Source organism: Thiosulfatihalobacter marinus (assembly GCF_016019955.1).
In the GTDB taxonomy this organism is placed as follows: domain Bacteria; phylum Pseudomonadota; class Alphaproteobacteria; order Rhodobacterales; family Rhodobacteraceae; genus Shimia; species Shimia marinus_A.
In genome coordinates, this window is record NZ_JAECRZ010000001.1 from 302,789 (window position 1) to 315,614 (window position 12,826).

At 63.8% G+C, this 12,826-nt stretch carries 17 protein-coding genes; 16 read left to right on the forward strand and 1 reads right to left on the reverse strand.

Annotated features, from left to right (window positions below; translation table 11 throughout):
- Window position 1 precedes the first annotated feature (1 nt).
- The 16 genes from I3253_RS01460 (at window position 2) to I3253_RS01535 (ending at window position 12,486) form a co-directional block, all read left to right on the forward strand.
- Window positions 2-1,183: a phage portal protein gene (locus I3253_RS01460; protein ID WP_197915842.1), complete on the forward strand. Its 1,182-nt coding sequence runs from the start codon at window positions 2-4 to the stop codon at window positions 1,181-1,183.
- Window positions 1,176-1,403 carry a GTA head formation protein, RCAP_rcc01685 family gene (locus I3253_RS01465; RefSeq protein ID WP_197915843.1) on the forward strand — a complete coding sequence of 76 codons (228 nt, stop codon included), beginning with the start codon at window positions 1,176-1,178 and terminating at the stop codon, window positions 1,401-1,403. Before I3253_RS01460 ends, I3253_RS01465 begins: the two co-directional genes overlap by 8 nt.
- 22 nt (window positions 1,404-1,425) lie before the next feature.
- Window positions 1,426-1,983 (forward strand): HK97 family phage prohead protease, encoded by a 558-nt coding sequence (locus tag I3253_RS01470; protein ID WP_197915844.1) that lies wholly within the window; start codon window positions 1,426-1,428, stop codon window positions 1,981-1,983.
- Window positions 1,984-2,014: 31 nt separating this feature from the next.
- Entirely contained in the window at window positions 2,015-3,196 is a 1,182-nt protein-coding gene (locus I3253_RS01475; RefSeq protein ID WP_197915845.1) for a phage major capsid protein, read from the forward strand.
- Window positions 3,197-3,336: 140 nt separating this feature from the next.
- On the forward strand, window positions 3,337-3,936 hold the full coding sequence (locus I3253_RS01480) for a head-tail connector protein (RefSeq protein WP_197915846.1): 600 nt from the start codon (window positions 3,337-3,339) through the stop codon (window positions 3,934-3,936).
- On the forward strand, window positions 3,933-4,271 hold the full coding sequence (locus I3253_RS01485) for a head-tail adaptor protein (RefSeq protein ID WP_197915847.1): 339 nt from the start codon (window positions 3,933-3,935) through the stop codon (window positions 4,269-4,271). The genes I3253_RS01480 and I3253_RS01485 overlap by 4 nt, the downstream gene beginning before the upstream one ends.
- Entirely contained in the window at window positions 4,268-4,684 is a 417-nt protein-coding gene (locus tag I3253_RS01490) for a DUF3168 domain-containing protein (protein WP_197915848.1), read from the forward strand. Before I3253_RS01485 ends, I3253_RS01490 begins: the two co-directional genes overlap by 4 nt.
- Before the next feature lie 16 nt (window positions 4,685-4,700).
- Window positions 4,701-5,114: a phage major tail protein, TP901-1 family gene (locus I3253_RS01495; protein ID WP_197915849.1), complete on the forward strand. Its 414-nt coding sequence runs from the start codon at window positions 4,701-4,703 to the stop codon at window positions 5,112-5,114.
- Between the two features lies 1 nt (window position 5,115).
- Window positions 5,116-5,451: a gene transfer agent family protein gene (locus tag I3253_RS01500; protein WP_197915850.1), complete on the forward strand. Its 336-nt coding sequence runs from the start codon at window positions 5,116-5,118 to the stop codon at window positions 5,449-5,451.
- A complete protein-coding gene (locus I3253_RS01505) occupies window positions 5,438-5,647 on the forward strand; it encodes a rcc01693 family protein (RefSeq protein ID WP_197915851.1) in 210 nt (69 codons plus the stop codon). The genes I3253_RS01500 and I3253_RS01505 overlap by 14 nt, the downstream gene beginning before the upstream one ends.
- Window positions 5,634-6,293 (forward strand): phage tail tape measure protein, encoded by a 660-nt coding sequence (locus tag I3253_RS01510; protein ID WP_197915852.1) that lies wholly within the window; start codon window positions 5,634-5,636, stop codon window positions 6,291-6,293. The genes I3253_RS01505 and I3253_RS01510 overlap by 14 nt, the downstream gene beginning before the upstream one ends.
- 13 nt (window positions 6,294-6,306) lie before the next feature.
- On the forward strand, window positions 6,307-6,939 hold the full coding sequence (locus I3253_RS01515) for a DUF2460 domain-containing protein (protein WP_197915853.1): 633 nt from the start codon (window positions 6,307-6,309) through the stop codon (window positions 6,937-6,939).
- Window positions 6,939-7,826, forward strand: coding sequence for a DUF2163 domain-containing protein (locus I3253_RS01520; RefSeq protein WP_197915854.1), 888 nt, complete (start codon window positions 6,939-6,941; stop codon window positions 7,824-7,826). The genes I3253_RS01515 and I3253_RS01520 overlap by 1 nt, the downstream gene beginning before the upstream one ends.
- Window positions 7,826-8,266, forward strand: a complete 441-nt coding sequence (locus I3253_RS01525) for an NlpC/P60 family protein (protein WP_197915855.1) — start codon at window positions 7,826-7,828, stop codon at window positions 8,264-8,266. The genes I3253_RS01520 and I3253_RS01525 overlap by 1 nt, the downstream gene beginning before the upstream one ends.
- Window positions 8,267-8,269: 3 nt before the next feature.
- Window positions 8,270-12,190 carry a baseplate multidomain protein megatron gene (locus tag I3253_RS01530; RefSeq protein WP_197915856.1) on the forward strand — a complete coding sequence of 1,307 codons (3,921 nt, stop codon included), beginning with the start codon at window positions 8,270-8,272 and terminating at the stop codon, window positions 12,188-12,190.
- A complete protein-coding gene (locus I3253_RS01535) occupies window positions 12,190-12,486 on the forward strand; it encodes a DUF7742 family protein (RefSeq protein ID WP_197915857.1) in 297 nt (98 codons plus the stop codon). Before I3253_RS01530 ends, I3253_RS01535 begins: the two co-directional genes overlap by 1 nt.
- On the opposite strand, the gene I3253_RS01540 is transcribed toward I3253_RS01535, so the two are convergent.
- Window positions 12,476-12,805, reverse strand: a complete 330-nt coding sequence (locus tag I3253_RS01540; protein WP_197915858.1) for a TraR/DksA family transcriptional regulator — start codon at window positions 12,803-12,805, stop codon at window positions 12,476-12,478. The genes I3253_RS01535 and I3253_RS01540 overlap by 11 nt on opposite strands.
- Between the last annotated feature and the right edge of the window lie 21 nt (window positions 12,806-12,826).

Genomic DNA, 12,826 nt, shown 5'->3' on the forward strand with positions numbered 1-12,826 from the left:
GATGGTATTTGATTTCTTTCGGCGGGGAGCGGCAGAGGTGCCCGAGCAAAAGGCAAGCGCGACCGGACCGGTCGTGGCCTGGCACAGCGCGGGCCGCGTGGCCTGGAGCCCGCGCGATACCGTGTCTCTGACGCGGACAGGCTTTGCGGGCAATCCGGTGGGGTATCGGTCGGTCAAGCTGATCGCCGAGGCCGCAGCCGCGCTGCCATTGGTGTTGCAGGATACCGAGCAGCGTTATGACACGCATCCAATGCTGTCGCTGGTCAGCGCGCCGAATGCGGCGCAGGGACGGGCAGAGCTGTTCGAGGCGCTCTATGGGCAGCTATTGCTGACCGGTAACGGCTATGTCGAGGCGGTGGGGGCCGATCGTGGCCTGCCGCTGGAGCTGCATGTGCTGCGCTCGGACCGGATGAGCGTGGTGCCGGGCGCCGATGGCTGGCCGGTGGGCTATGAATACGCGGTGGGCGGGCGCAAGCACCGGTTTGACGCCAGCGGGCTGTCGCCAATCTGCCATGTGAGGAATTTCCATCCGCAGGACGATCATTACGGGTTTTCGCCGATGCAGGCGGCGGCCATGGCGCTGGACGTGCACAACAGTGCCTCGCGCTGGTCCAAGGCGCTGCTGGACAACGCGGCGCGCCCGTCGGGGGCGATTGTTTACAGCGGGGGCGAGGGGCAGGCCAGTCTGAGCCCGGATCAGTATGATCGGCTGGTAAGCGAGATGGAAAGCCAGCATCAGGGCGCGCGCAATGCCGGGCGGCCGATGCTGCTGGAAGGCGGGCTGGACTGGAAGCCCATGGGGTTCAGCCCCAGCGACATGGAATTCCAGAAAACCAAGGAAGCCGCCGCGCGCGAGATTGCGCTGGCCTTCGGGGTGCCGCCGATGCTGATCGGCATTCAGGGGGATGCGACCTATGCCAATTACCAGGAGGCCAACCGGGCCTTTTACCGGCTGACGGTGCTGCCGCTGGCGACGCGGGTCGCGGCCGCCATTGGCACTTGGCTGAGCGGGTTCGCGGGTGAGAAGGTGACGCTGAAGCCGGATCTGGATCAGGTGCCCGCGCTGGCCGCCGAACGCGATGCGCAATGGGCGCGGGTGGTCTCGGCGGATTTCCTGAGCACGGGCGAGAAGCGCGCCTTGCTGGGGTTGCCGGCGCAGGCGGACGGTGATGCGCATGATTGATCAGCGAATGGGCTTTGAACCGTTCGATTGTGCCCCCGCGCTTCGGCTGGAGGCGCAGGAGCGGGTCACGAAGCTGCAATTCGACAGCCTGAACCGGCGGCTGGACAAGTTCGAAGAGTTGATGGAGCGGCTGGAGCGGCGGCTGTGGCTGACGGTTTACGGCGTGGTGGGTGTAATTCTGGCGCAAGCGTTTCAGAGCTTGTTGAACGCGGTGCCCTGAGCGGCACGGGAAAGGATCGGATATGGATATGGATACCGGACTGGAACGGAAATTCGCGCGATTTGGCGACGCGCTGAGCGTGCAGGATGGCGCGGTGATCGCGGGCTATGCCTCGGTGTTTGGCGCGGTCGATCAGGGTGGCGACGTGGTGCAGAAGGGCGCCTATGCCGGATCGCTGGGCACGTTGAAGGCCCAGGGGCGGCGGGTGAAGATGCTGTGGCAGCATGACCCTGCGCAGCCCATCGGCATCTGGGACGAAGTGCGCGAGGATGCCAGGGGGCTGTGGGTGAAGGGGCGGCTGCTGACCGATGTCGAGAAGGGGCGCGAGGCCGCCCGGCTGATCGAGGCCGGTGCGATTGACGGCTTGTCCATCGGCTATCGCACGGTGAAGGCGGCAAAGAATGACAAGGGCCAGCGGCTCTTGAAGGAACTGGAGCTGTGGGAAGTGTCGCTGGTGACATTCCCGATGCTGCCCAGTGCGCGGGTGGCGGCCAAGGGGGAGACCCCGGAAACCGATGCCGTCTTGCGTGAATTGGCGGCGGCCTTTGAGGACGCCCGCCGGGAGCTGGCGCGCGACTAGCGCCGGCAGAAACTCAAACAAGGATCAATGGATGAGTAAGACCGAGACGAAGGCTCGGACCGGGGGAGATCTGTCTCCGGTGGCCGATGTGAAGTCTGCCGTGGCGGGTTTCATGACCGATTTCAAAAACTTTTCGAACGATGTTGATGACCGACTGAAGAAACAGGAAGAGCGTATGACCAAGCTTGAACGTAAATCTCTGACCACCGCGCGCCCGGTTCTGGCCGCGAGCGCCGATTTTGACGCCCCCCATCAGAAGGCGTTCAACGCCTATCTGCGGTCGGGCGAGGATGACGGGCTGCGCGGCCTGGAACTTGACGGCAAGTCCATGTCGAGCGCAGTGAACAGCGATGGTGGCTATCTGGTGGATCCGCAGACCGCCGACAGCATCAAATCGGTGCTCAACGCGACGGCGTCGATCCGGGCGATCGCCAATGTGGTGAATGTCGAGGCGGGATCCTATGACGTTCTGATCGACTCGACCGAGGCGGGCGCCGGCTGGGCGGATGAGACCTCTGCGCGCGGCGAGACCGGCACGCCCACGATCGAGCGGATCACCATCGCGCTGCACGAGCTGTCGGCGCTGCCCAAGGCCTCGCAGCGGCTGTTGGATGACAGCGCATTTGACATCGAAGCCTGGCTGGCGGGCCGCATTGCCGACAAGTTTGCCCGCGCCGAGGCGGCGGCCTTTATCAATGGCGACGGCGTGGACAAGCCGACCGGTATCATGACTCACCCGACCGTGGATGACGCGGCCTGGAGCTGGGGCAATATCGGCTATGTGGCCACCGGTGTGGACGGCGATTTCGACGGCGGCGAGGCGCTGATCGACCTGGTCTATGCGCTGGGGGCTCAATATCGCGCGAACGGTACCTTCGTGATGAATTCGAAGACCGCAGGCGCGGTGCGCAAGCTCAAGGACGCGGATGGCCGTTTCCTGTGGTCGGACGGTCTGGCGGCGGGCGAACCTGCGCGCCTGCTGGGCTATCCGGTGCTGATTGCCGAGGACATGCCGGACATTGCTTCGGGTGCGGATGCGATTGCCTTTGGCGATTTCAACACCGGTTACACGGTGGTGGAACGCCCGGACCTGCGGGTGCTGCGCGATCCGTTCAGCGCCAAACCGCATGTGCTGTTTTATGCCACCAAGCGTATCGGCGGCGACGTGAGCGACTTTGCCGCGATCAAGTTCTTGCGCTTCTCGGTCTCGTAAGGGGCCGGGCGGACCGGGCGGGAAACCGCCCGTGTCCAGGCGCGCGCCACAAGCCTTGCGTTGTCCAGCCGTTCCCCTCCGACAGAGCGACGCAGGGGCGCGCGCCAATCCCCAAGAGGGGCAGATTTTGGAGTTTTTCCATGATGTTAGTCGAAGAGACCTCGGTGCCGCCATCGGCCCTGCCGGTCGATGAATTCAAGGCCCATTTGAGATTGGGCAGCGGATTTTCCGATGAAAGCCTTCAGGACGGCGTTCTGGAAAGCTTTTTGCTGGCGGCGATGAGCGCCATCGAAGCCCGTACCGGGAAAGTCCTGATCGAGCGCGCGTTTTCCTGGACCCTGTCCCATTGGCGCAATGCGCAGATGCAGGGGTTGCCGGTGGCGCCGGTGACACAGGTGACGGGCGTGACGCTGGTGGATCGGCAGGGAGATGCCGTGACCGTTGCCCCCAGCGCCTACCGGCTGGTGCAGGATCACCAGCGCCCGGCGCTGCGCCCGCTTGGCAGTTGCCTGCCGGGCGTTCCCGATCAGGGCAGTGTCGTGATCGGGTTTGTCGCGGGCTTTGGTGCGGCGTGGAGCGACGTGCCCGCCGATCTGCGCCAGGCGGTGCTGATGCTGGCGGCGCATTACTATGAGTACCGGCATGAAACCTCGTTGAGCAGCGGCTGTATGCCGTTCGGCGTGACCAGCCTGTTGGAACGCTATCGCCCGGTGCGGCTGCATATGGGGGCGGGGCTGTGAAGACACATAACCTGACCCGAAAACTGGTGCTGGAGGCGCCGGTCACGTCTGATGACGGGCTGGGCGGGAGGACAACCGGCTGGCAGGAGCTGGGAACGATATGGGCCGAAGTGACACGCCGCACGGCGCGGTCGCGGCGCGTGGGAGAAACGGCGGTGAGTTCGGTGGGCTATCGGATCGTGGTTCGCGGCGCTCCGGTTGGTGCCCCGTCGCGCCCGAAGGCCGGGCAGCGCCTGGTCGAGGGCAGCCGGGTTTTTCGGATAGAGCACGTGGCCGAGGCAGACGCGGCGGGGCGCTACCTGTTGTGCCGGGCGACAGAGGAGCATGTGACATGAGCTATGCGCTTGCGGATGCGTTGCAGGCGGCGGTCTTTGCACGCCTGTCGGGAGATGCCGGCCTGAATGCCGTGGTCCAGGGGGCGGTGCATGATGCGTTACCCGCCGGGGCCTTGCCTGAAACCTATGTGATGCTGGGGCCGGAAACCGTGATTGACCGCTCGGACATGGATGGCGAGGGGGCGGAACACCGTTTCGTAGTGTCGGTGCACTCCTCGGCCAGCGGCTTTGCCAATGCCAAACGCGCCGCCGTGGCGGTGAGCGCCGCGCTGCATCACGCCGATCTGCCGCTCAGTCAGGGGCGGCTGATCTATCTGAATTTCGAACGGGCCGTGGCCAAGCGGGACACAACCGCCGGCCAGCGCCGTATCGACCTGCGATTCCGCGCGCGCGTGGAAAACGACCAACCCTAACCATTGGAGGCACGACATGGGTGCTCAGAACGGCAAGGATCTTTTGATCAAGGTGGACCTGACCGGCGACGGTCAGTTCGAGACAATCGCGGGGCTGCGTGCCACGCGGATCAGCTTTAACGCGGAGAGTGTGGATGTCACGTCGCTGGAGAGCCAGGGCGGATGGCGCGAGTTGCTGAGTGGCGCCGGGGTGAAATCGGCGGCGATTTCGGGGTCGGGCGTGTTCAAGGACGCAAGCACCGACGAACGCGCGCGCCAGATCTTCTTTGATGGCGAAACGCCGGATTTCCAGGTGATCATCCCGGATTTCGGGACCGTGGAAGGCGGCTTTCAGGTGACGTCGATCGACTATGCGGGCACGCATAACGGCGAGGCAACCTATGAGCTGTCGATGGCGTCGGCGGGCGCGTTGACCTTCTCGGCGCTTTGAGATGGCCAATCCCTGGGCAGGCGAGGCCGAACTGGTGATCGACGGCGAGCGCCGCAGGCTCAAGCTGACGCTTGGGGCGCTGGCCGAGCTGGAAGCCGGGCTAGGGGCCGACACGCTGGTGGCTCTGGTCGAGCGGTTCGAGGCCGGTGGGTTTTCGTCGCGCGACGTGCTGGCCCTGATCGTGGCCGGGCTGCGCGGCGGCGGATGGCAGGGGCGCGCGAACGACCTGATGCAGGCCGATATCGAGGGCGGCCCGATGCAGGCCGCTCAGGTTGCGGCGCAATTGCTGGCGCGGGCCTTTGTCGTGCCGGGGCGGGGGGCGGATGCGCAGCTTTGACTGGCCGGTGTTGATGCGCGCCGCGTTTCAGGGGCTGCGCCTGTCACCCGAGGCATTCTGGGCCCTGACCCCGGCGGAATTCGCGCTGATGCTGGGCGAGGGGGCGTCGGCGGCGCCCCTGACCCGCGGCGGGCTGGACGATCTGCTGCGCATGTATCCCGATGAACGCAATGGAGTGCGAGATGACAGAGATTGAAGGTTTGGACGACCTGGAAACCCAGGTGGATGCGCTGGAAGTGAGCCTGGGTCAGACGGTGGCCGTGGCGGCCGGGTTTGACAGCGAACTGGCCCGGATGCGCGAGTCGCTTTCGGCGACGGGTCAGGATGTGGCCACGCTGGAAAAGGGCATGAGCCGGGGGCTGCGCAAGGCGTTTGATGGCGTGATCTTTGACGGGATGAAGCTGTCGGATGCGCTTGAAACGGTGGCGCGTTCGATGATCGATGCCACCTACCGCGCTGCGCTGAACCCGGTGGCGGATCAGCTGGGCGGTGCGCTTGCAAACGGAGTTGGCGGGCTGGTCGAGGGGTTGTTGCCCTTTGCGGATGGCGCCGGGTTCGCGCAGGGGCGGGTGATGCCTTTTGCCAATGGTGGCGTTGTATCGGGTCCAGTGACCTTTCCGATGCGCGGCGGCACCGGGTTGATGGGCGAGGCCGGGCCAGAGGCGATCATGCCGCTGGCGCGAGGCGCGGATGGCAAGCTGGGCGTGCGCGGCAATGGCGGTGGATCGGTCAATGTCGTGATGAATATCTCGACCCCGGATGCGGACGGGTTTCGCCGGTCCCAGGGCCAGATCGCCGCCCAGATGAGCCGCGTGATCGCGCGTGGACAACGCAACCGGTAACGGAGGGAAAGCAATGGGATTTCATGAAGTCAGGTTTCCCGCCAACTTGAGTTTCGGCTCGATCGGCGGACCCGAGCGGCGCACGGATGTGGTGACGCTGGCCAACGGTTTTGAAGAGCGCAACACCCCCTGGGCGCATTCGCGCCGCCGTTATGACGCGGGTATCGGGATGCGGTCATTGGACGATATTGAAACGCTGATCGCGTTTTTCGAGGCGCGGCGCGGGCAGATGTACGCGTTCCGCTGGAAGGACTGGTCCGATTACAAATCCTGCCGCGCCACCGGCGAGGTGGGATATCGCGACCAGGTTATCGGAACCGGCGACGATACGACCACGCAGTATCCTTTGGTCAAGACCTATCGCTCTGGCGCGTTCACCTATGAGCGTCCCATCGTGAAACCCGTGGCCGGATCGGTCCGGCTCGGGCTGTCGGGGGACCCGTTGCAGGAGGGTGTGCACTATGAGGTGAATGCCGAAAACGGGATCATCACCCTGGCGGAGCCGGCCGGGGCCGAAACCCAGATCACCGCCGGATTCGAATTTGACGTGCCGGTGCGGTTTGACACGGATCGCATTCAGACCAGCGTTGCCAGCTTCCGGGCCGGGGACGTGCCGAATGTGCCGGTGGTGGAGGTGCGTGTCTGATGGCTTTCCAAGACGCATTGCGCACCCATCTGGAGACCGGGCTGACCACGGTGGCGCGCGCCTGGGGGATCACGCGCGCGGACGGCGAGGCGTTCGGGTTTACCGACCATGATCGGGATCTGACCTTTGAGGGGCTGACATTTCGCGCGCAAAGCGGATTGTCGGCCGGCGCGCTGGAGCAAAGCTCTGGCCTGTCGATCGACAATACCGAGGCGCTGGGCGTGCTGAGCGATTTGTCGATCAGGGAAGAAGATATCGATGCGGGCCGGTATGACGGCGCGCAGGTGGTGGCCTGGCTGGTGAACTGGGCCGATGTGCGCGAGCGCAGCTTGCTTTTTCGCGGCGGCATCGGTGAAATCCGGCGGTCGGGCGGGGCGTTTCGTGCCGAATTGCGCGGGCTGTCGGAAGCCTTGAACCAGCCCATGGGCCGGGTTTACCAAAAGCCGTGTACGGCGGTTCTGGGGGATGCACAGTGCCGGTTCGACACGGCGCAGGGCGGGTATTTTGCGCGGCTGGATGTCGCAGAGTTGGAGGACAACCGGATCTTTCGCTGGGTCGGGCTGGGCGATTTTGAGCCGGGCTGGTTCACCAACGGGTTCACGACCATCGAAACCGGCGCGGCGCAGGGGCTGTCGGGAACCGTCAAGCGCGACTATGTGGATGGCGAGGGCAGGCGGATCCTGGAATTGTGGGAACCGATCCGCGCCGCGGTGCAGCCCGGCGACAGGGTCCACCTGGTGGCCGGGTGTGACAAGCGGTTCGAAACCTGCCGGTTGAAGTTTTCCAATGCGCTGAACTTTCAGGGATTCCCGGATATCCCCGGGGAGGATTGGTTGACCAGCTACCCGGTGCGGGCGGGCGACAATTCAGGCGGGAGTCGCCGCTGATGGATGAATTTTCCGCGCGTGTGGTGGCCGAGGCGCGCAGCTGGATCGGAACGCCCTATGTGCATCAGGCCGCCCGAAAGGGGGCGGGCACGGATTGCCTTGGCCTGATACGGGGCGTGTGGCGGCATCTTTACGGCGAAGAACCCGAGCGGGCTCCGGCCTATAGTCGGGACTGGTCGGAGCCGCAGGGTGACGAACGGCTTTGGGCCGCGGCGCGGCGGCATTTGCTGGCGCGCCCATTGGACACGCTGGCGCCGGGAGGCGTGGTGTTGTTCCGCATGAAGGCCGGTTGCGTGGCCAAACACCTGGGTGTGGTGGCGCAGACCGGCGCCAATGCGAGCTTTGTGCACGCCTATTCGGGCCACGGAGTGGTGGAAAGCCCAATGAGCGCGCCGTGGCGTCGGCGCGTGGTCGCCTGTTTCGAATTTCCAAGGAGTTGAACAATGGCAACTGTAGTTTTGGCGGCGGCTGGCGCCGCGATTGGCGGCGGGCTGGGCGGCGGAATTGCCGGGGTCTCGTCGGTTGCGATCGGGCGGCTTGTGGGCGCAACGGCCGGCCGGTTGATCGATCAGGCCATTCTGGGCAACGGCTCGAATGTGGTGGAAACCGGCAGGATTGACCGGTTTCGCCTGACGGGATCCGCCGAGGGCGCCGCCGTGTCGCGGGTTTATGGCCGGATGCGGGTTGCCGGGCAGGTGATATGGGCCTCGCAGTTCATGGAGACTGTCTCGGTTTCGGGTGGTGGCAAGGGGGCGCCGACCCAGCCCAAGACGCGATCCTACAGCTATTCCGTTTCGCTTGCGATTGCCTTGTGTGAAGGTGAGATCCGGGACGTGGGGCGTGTCTGGGCGGATGGGATCGAGCTGTCCAGATCCGATTTGAACATGCGGGTCTATACCGGCAGCGCGGATCAGTTGCCGGACCCCAAGATGGAGGCCATCGAGGGGGCGGGGAACGTACCCGCCCATCGCGGCACGGCCTATGTCGTGTTCGAGGATCTGGCGCTGGAGCCATTTGGCAACAGGGTACCCCGGTTCAATTTCGAGATTGTGCGCGGGACGCCCGAAGGCGTCGTGGATGCCGGATCGGACATGGGCCGCAGCGTACAGGCTGTCGCCCTGATGCCCGGGACGGGTGAATACGCGCTGGCCACGACCCCGGTGCGCTTGCAGGTGGGGCCGGGACATTTTCAGGCCACCAACGAACACACCCCGTCCGGCAAGACCGATTTTGTAACCTCTGTCGATGCGATCGAGGCGGAACTGCCCAATTGCGGTTCCGCCTCGCTTGTCGTCAGCTGGTTTGGCAATGATCTGCGCGCCGCACAATGCGAATTGCGCCCCAAGGTGGAGCAAACCGAACTGGACGGTGACACCATGCCCTGGGTGGTGAGCGGCGTTGCCCGGGGGGCGGCAGAAGCGGTGGCCAGGCTGGATGACAGACCGGTTTATGGCGGCACGCCTTGCGACGCGTCGGTGATAGAAGCGATCACGGAATTGCGGGCACGTGACAAACGCGTCACGTTCTACCCGTTCATTCTGATGGAACAGATGGCCGGGAACGGATTGGCGGATCCCTGGAGCGACGCGGAAGATCAGCCGGTATTGCCGTGGCGCGGCCGGATTACCCTGTCCAGGGCATTGGGGCAGGAAGGCTCTCCTTCCGGGACCGTCCTGGCCGATCAGGAAGTGGCGGCGTTCTTTGGAACGGCTTCGGCGGCTGATTTCAGCGTTCAGAACGGGGAGGTCACATATACGGGTCCGCAAGACTGGGGCTATCGCCGGTTCGTTCTGCATTATGCGGCCCTGTGCGCGGCGGCGGGTGGGGTCGATGCGTTTTGCATTGGCTCGGAAATGCGTGGCCTGACGCAAATCAAGGGTGAAAACGGATTTCCTGCCGTTCAGGCGCTGATCGATCTGGCCCGGGAGGTGCGCCAGCTTTTGGGGGCAGAAACCAGGCTGGGATATGCCGCGGACTGGAGCGAGTATTTCGGATTTCATCCGCAGGACGGATCGGGGGATGTGTATTTCCACCTCGACCCATTGTGGGCGGATGCCAATATCGATTTTGTCGGGATCGACAATTACATGCCCTTGTCCGATTGGCGCGATGACCCGGATCACCTGGACGGGAAAATTGCCGCTTCGATCTATGACCGGGACTACCTTGCCGCCAATGTCGAGGGTGGAGAGGGGTTTGATTGGTATTACTATTCACCGGAGGCACGCGCGGCACAGATACGAACACCGATCACTGACGGCGCGCATCAGGAGCCATGGGTTTTCCGGTACAAGGATGTGCGGGGCTGGTGGTCCAATTCCCACCACGAACGTGTCGCGGGCGTGCGTTCGGAAACACCCACCGCCTGGGTGCCGGGCAGCAAGCCGATCTGGTTCACTGAAATCGGATGTGGCGCGATCGACAAGGGCACCAATCAGCCCAACAAGTTTCGCGATCCGAAATCCAGTGAATCAGCGGTGCCTCACTTCTCCTCGGGCGCGCGCGACGACTTCATTCAGCAGAGATATCTGCAAACGTTGCAGGACTATTGGGGCGACGCGGACAACAATCCGGTGGCGGCGGACTATGACGGACGCATGATCGATGTGTCGCAGATGTATGTCTGGGCATGGGATGCCCGCCCGTTTCCGGCATTTCCCAACAGTCAGGATGTCTGGAGCGACGGTGAAAATTATGTCACCGGTCATTGGATCAACGGGCGCAGTTCGAACCGGTCATTGCAATCTGTGGTGGCGGAGATTTGTGCGCGCTCGGGTGTGGCGCATTTCGACGTATCGGGGCTGGAAGGCGTGGTGCGCGGCTATGTTCAGGAGGATGTGTCTGACGGGAGGGCCGCGCTTCAGCCATTGATGGTGGCCTATGGGTTCGATGCGCTGGAGCGCGACGGCACGCTTGAATTTCGGATGCGCAAGGGGCAGAAAACCGTCGAACTGGCGTTGGAAACCTGCGCGGTTTCCAGTGAAACGGACAACATTCTGGAAAAATCCCGGGAGCCGAATGCCGAGATAGCCGGGCGTATCCGGCTGAATTTCGTCGAGGCCGGAGCGGATTTCGAGATGGTTGCCGAAGAGGCCATTCATCCCACGCAGAGCACACATTCGGTGGCGCAAAGTGAAATGCCGCTGGCCCTGCTGCGCGGCGAAGGCCGCCATGTTGCGCAACGGTGGCTGGCCGAAGCGCGTGAGGCCCGAAACGGGGTGCGTTTTGCGCTTCCGCCGTCCCGGCTTTGGGTCGGGGCGGGGGATGTCGTGTTGTTGCAGGAGGAGGCGGTAGAACCGCGTACGATCCGTGTTGAGCGGGTCGAGCAGGGGGAGATGCAGCTTCTGGAAGGCGTCGCCGTGGAACCGTCGGCCTATGACGCCAGCCTTACCATTGACCAACTGCCCACCTACAAGAGCTTTGCCGCGCCTGTGCCGGTGCAACCGCTTTTCCTGGACTTGCCGTTGTTGACGGGCGACGAGATTGCGCACGCGCCGCACCTGGCTGTGACCGGTCGCCCTTGGCCGGGATCCGTGGCCGTGTATGACGCGCCCCAGGACGAGGACTATACGCTGAATAAGCTGATGGGCGGGCGTGCAACGGTGGGTGTCACTCAAACACCCTTGTTCAGGGCGCGTCCGGGTTTGGTTGATCGGGGAGACGGTTTGCAGGTCAAGCTTGTGGCCGGAAACCTGCAAAGTATCTCGTGGGAGCGGCTTTTGGCCGGTGGCAACCTTGCGGCTATTGGCGACGGCGCTGCCGACCGGTGGGAATTGTTCCAGTTCCAGCAGGCGGATTTGGTGGACGAGTCTACCTACCTTCTGAAAACCCGGCTGCGCGGGCAGCTTGGCTCTGACACGGTGATCCCGGATGCCTGGCCGGCGGGAAGCTGGGTGGTGATTTTGGACAGCAATGTCGAGCAGGTCGACCTGCCGGCCAGTACTCGCAATGTCGCCCGCCACTATCGGATCGGCCCGGCGCGACGGGGGCTGGAGGACAGTTCCTATCGCCACCTGATCAGCGCGTTTCCCGGCGTGGGTCTCAAGCCCTATGCGCCGGTTCACCTTGGTGCCGAAACGCTGGGCAATGGAGATATCCGGTTTGACTGGGTGCGCCGCACGCGTATCGAGGGCGATGGGTGGGATCTGGCCGAGGTGCCGTTGGGGGAAGAAAGCGAAACCTATCAAATTCGCGTTCTTGAACAGGGGAAAGTTCTTCGCGAAGTCACGGTTACGTCGCCCGAATGGATTTATCAGGCGTCAGATCAGGAAGACGATGCAGTCGAGTTACCCTTCAGCGTGGAGATTGCACAAGTTTCGGCACGTTTCGGGCCGGGAGACTATCGCGCGATCGAAATCGTGTGATGCGTCGCGTACTGCCCGGAGATATCGTCGCGCTGGCTTGCGCGTTGCTTGACGTTCCAGGCGGTGCGCGTGCCGATTATTGCATGGTGACGTTCGAGCGGGCACATGCCGCCCACAAATATTTCAAGCGGTTCGGCCGCGCCCACGGGCGATGGGGAAATGGCTCGCTTCAGGCGGTCTTTTCGCGGGTAAGGCTGGGAGCTGAGCCGGGATATGGCAATACCGAGTATTGCCGGGCAACTGCTATTGTGCTGCTGTCTCTGGATGCCTGGCGGCGGCGTGGCTTTAGCCCTTGATGCAGCTGACGCATCTGACAACCGTAGGATTGAGCAACAGCCGTTGTTCATCCATCGCGTCCCCGCAATCTTCGCACCAGCCGAATTCGCCATCGTCGATCCGGCGCAAGGCTGATTTCAGGGCGGTTCGGCGCGCGTCCCGTCTGGATTGCTGTGCTTTGGCCATGGCCTGTGATTGCAGCGCGTCCATACGGCTGAGGCGCCCGACCGCCTGTTGATCCAGCGTCACGACCGACTGCCCGTCCTGACCGCGCGCATCCTCGCGGTCAAGTTCGGCGAGCATTTGCGCGATCAACTCCTGAAACCTGTCCGCATTCATTTTCGTGATGGTCCCTTCAAA

Coding starts and splice junctions, on each gene's coding strand:
- I3253_RS01460 (WP_197915842.1), top strand. CDS start 2: ATGGTATTTGATTTCTTTCGGCGGGGAGCGGCAGAGGTGCCCGAGCAA.
- I3253_RS01465 (WP_197915843.1), top strand. CDS start 1,176: ATGATTGATCAGCGAATGGGCTTTGAACCGTTCGATTGTGCCCCCGCG.
- I3253_RS01470 (WP_197915844.1), top strand. CDS start 1,426: ATGGATATGGATACCGGACTGGAACGGAAATTCGCGCGATTTGGCGAC.
- I3253_RS01475 (WP_197915845.1), top strand. CDS start 2,015: ATGAGTAAGACCGAGACGAAGGCTCGGACCGGGGGAGATCTGTCTCCG.
- I3253_RS01480 (WP_197915846.1), top strand. CDS start 3,337: ATGATGTTAGTCGAAGAGACCTCGGTGCCGCCATCGGCCCTGCCGGTC.
- I3253_RS01490 (WP_197915848.1), top strand. CDS start 4,268: ATGAGCTATGCGCTTGCGGATGCGTTGCAGGCGGCGGTCTTTGCACGC.
- I3253_RS01495 (WP_197915849.1), top strand. CDS start 4,701: ATGGGTGCTCAGAACGGCAAGGATCTTTTGATCAAGGTGGACCTGACC.
- I3253_RS01500 (WP_197915850.1), top strand. CDS start 5,116: ATGGCCAATCCCTGGGCAGGCGAGGCCGAACTGGTGATCGACGGCGAG.
- I3253_RS01505 (WP_197915851.1), top strand. CDS start 5,438: ATGCGCAGCTTTGACTGGCCGGTGTTGATGCGCGCCGCGTTTCAGGGG.
- I3253_RS01510 (WP_197915852.1), top strand. CDS start 5,634: ATGACAGAGATTGAAGGTTTGGACGACCTGGAAACCCAGGTGGATGCG.
- I3253_RS01515 (WP_197915853.1), top strand. CDS start 6,307: ATGGGATTTCATGAAGTCAGGTTTCCCGCCAACTTGAGTTTCGGCTCG.
- I3253_RS01520 (WP_197915854.1), top strand. CDS start 6,939: ATGGCTTTCCAAGACGCATTGCGCACCCATCTGGAGACCGGGCTGACC.
- I3253_RS01525 (WP_197915855.1), top strand. CDS start 7,826: ATGGATGAATTTTCCGCGCGTGTGGTGGCCGAGGCGCGCAGCTGGATC.
- I3253_RS01530 (WP_197915856.1), top strand. CDS start 8,270: ATGGCAACTGTAGTTTTGGCGGCGGCTGGCGCCGCGATTGGCGGCGGG.
- I3253_RS01535 (WP_197915857.1), top strand. CDS start 12,190: ATGCGTCGCGTACTGCCCGGAGATATCGTCGCGCTGGCTTGCGCGTTG.
- I3253_RS01540 (WP_197915858.1), bottom strand. CDS start 12,805: ATGAATGCGGACAGGTTTCAGGAGTTGATCGCGCAAATGCTCGCCGAA.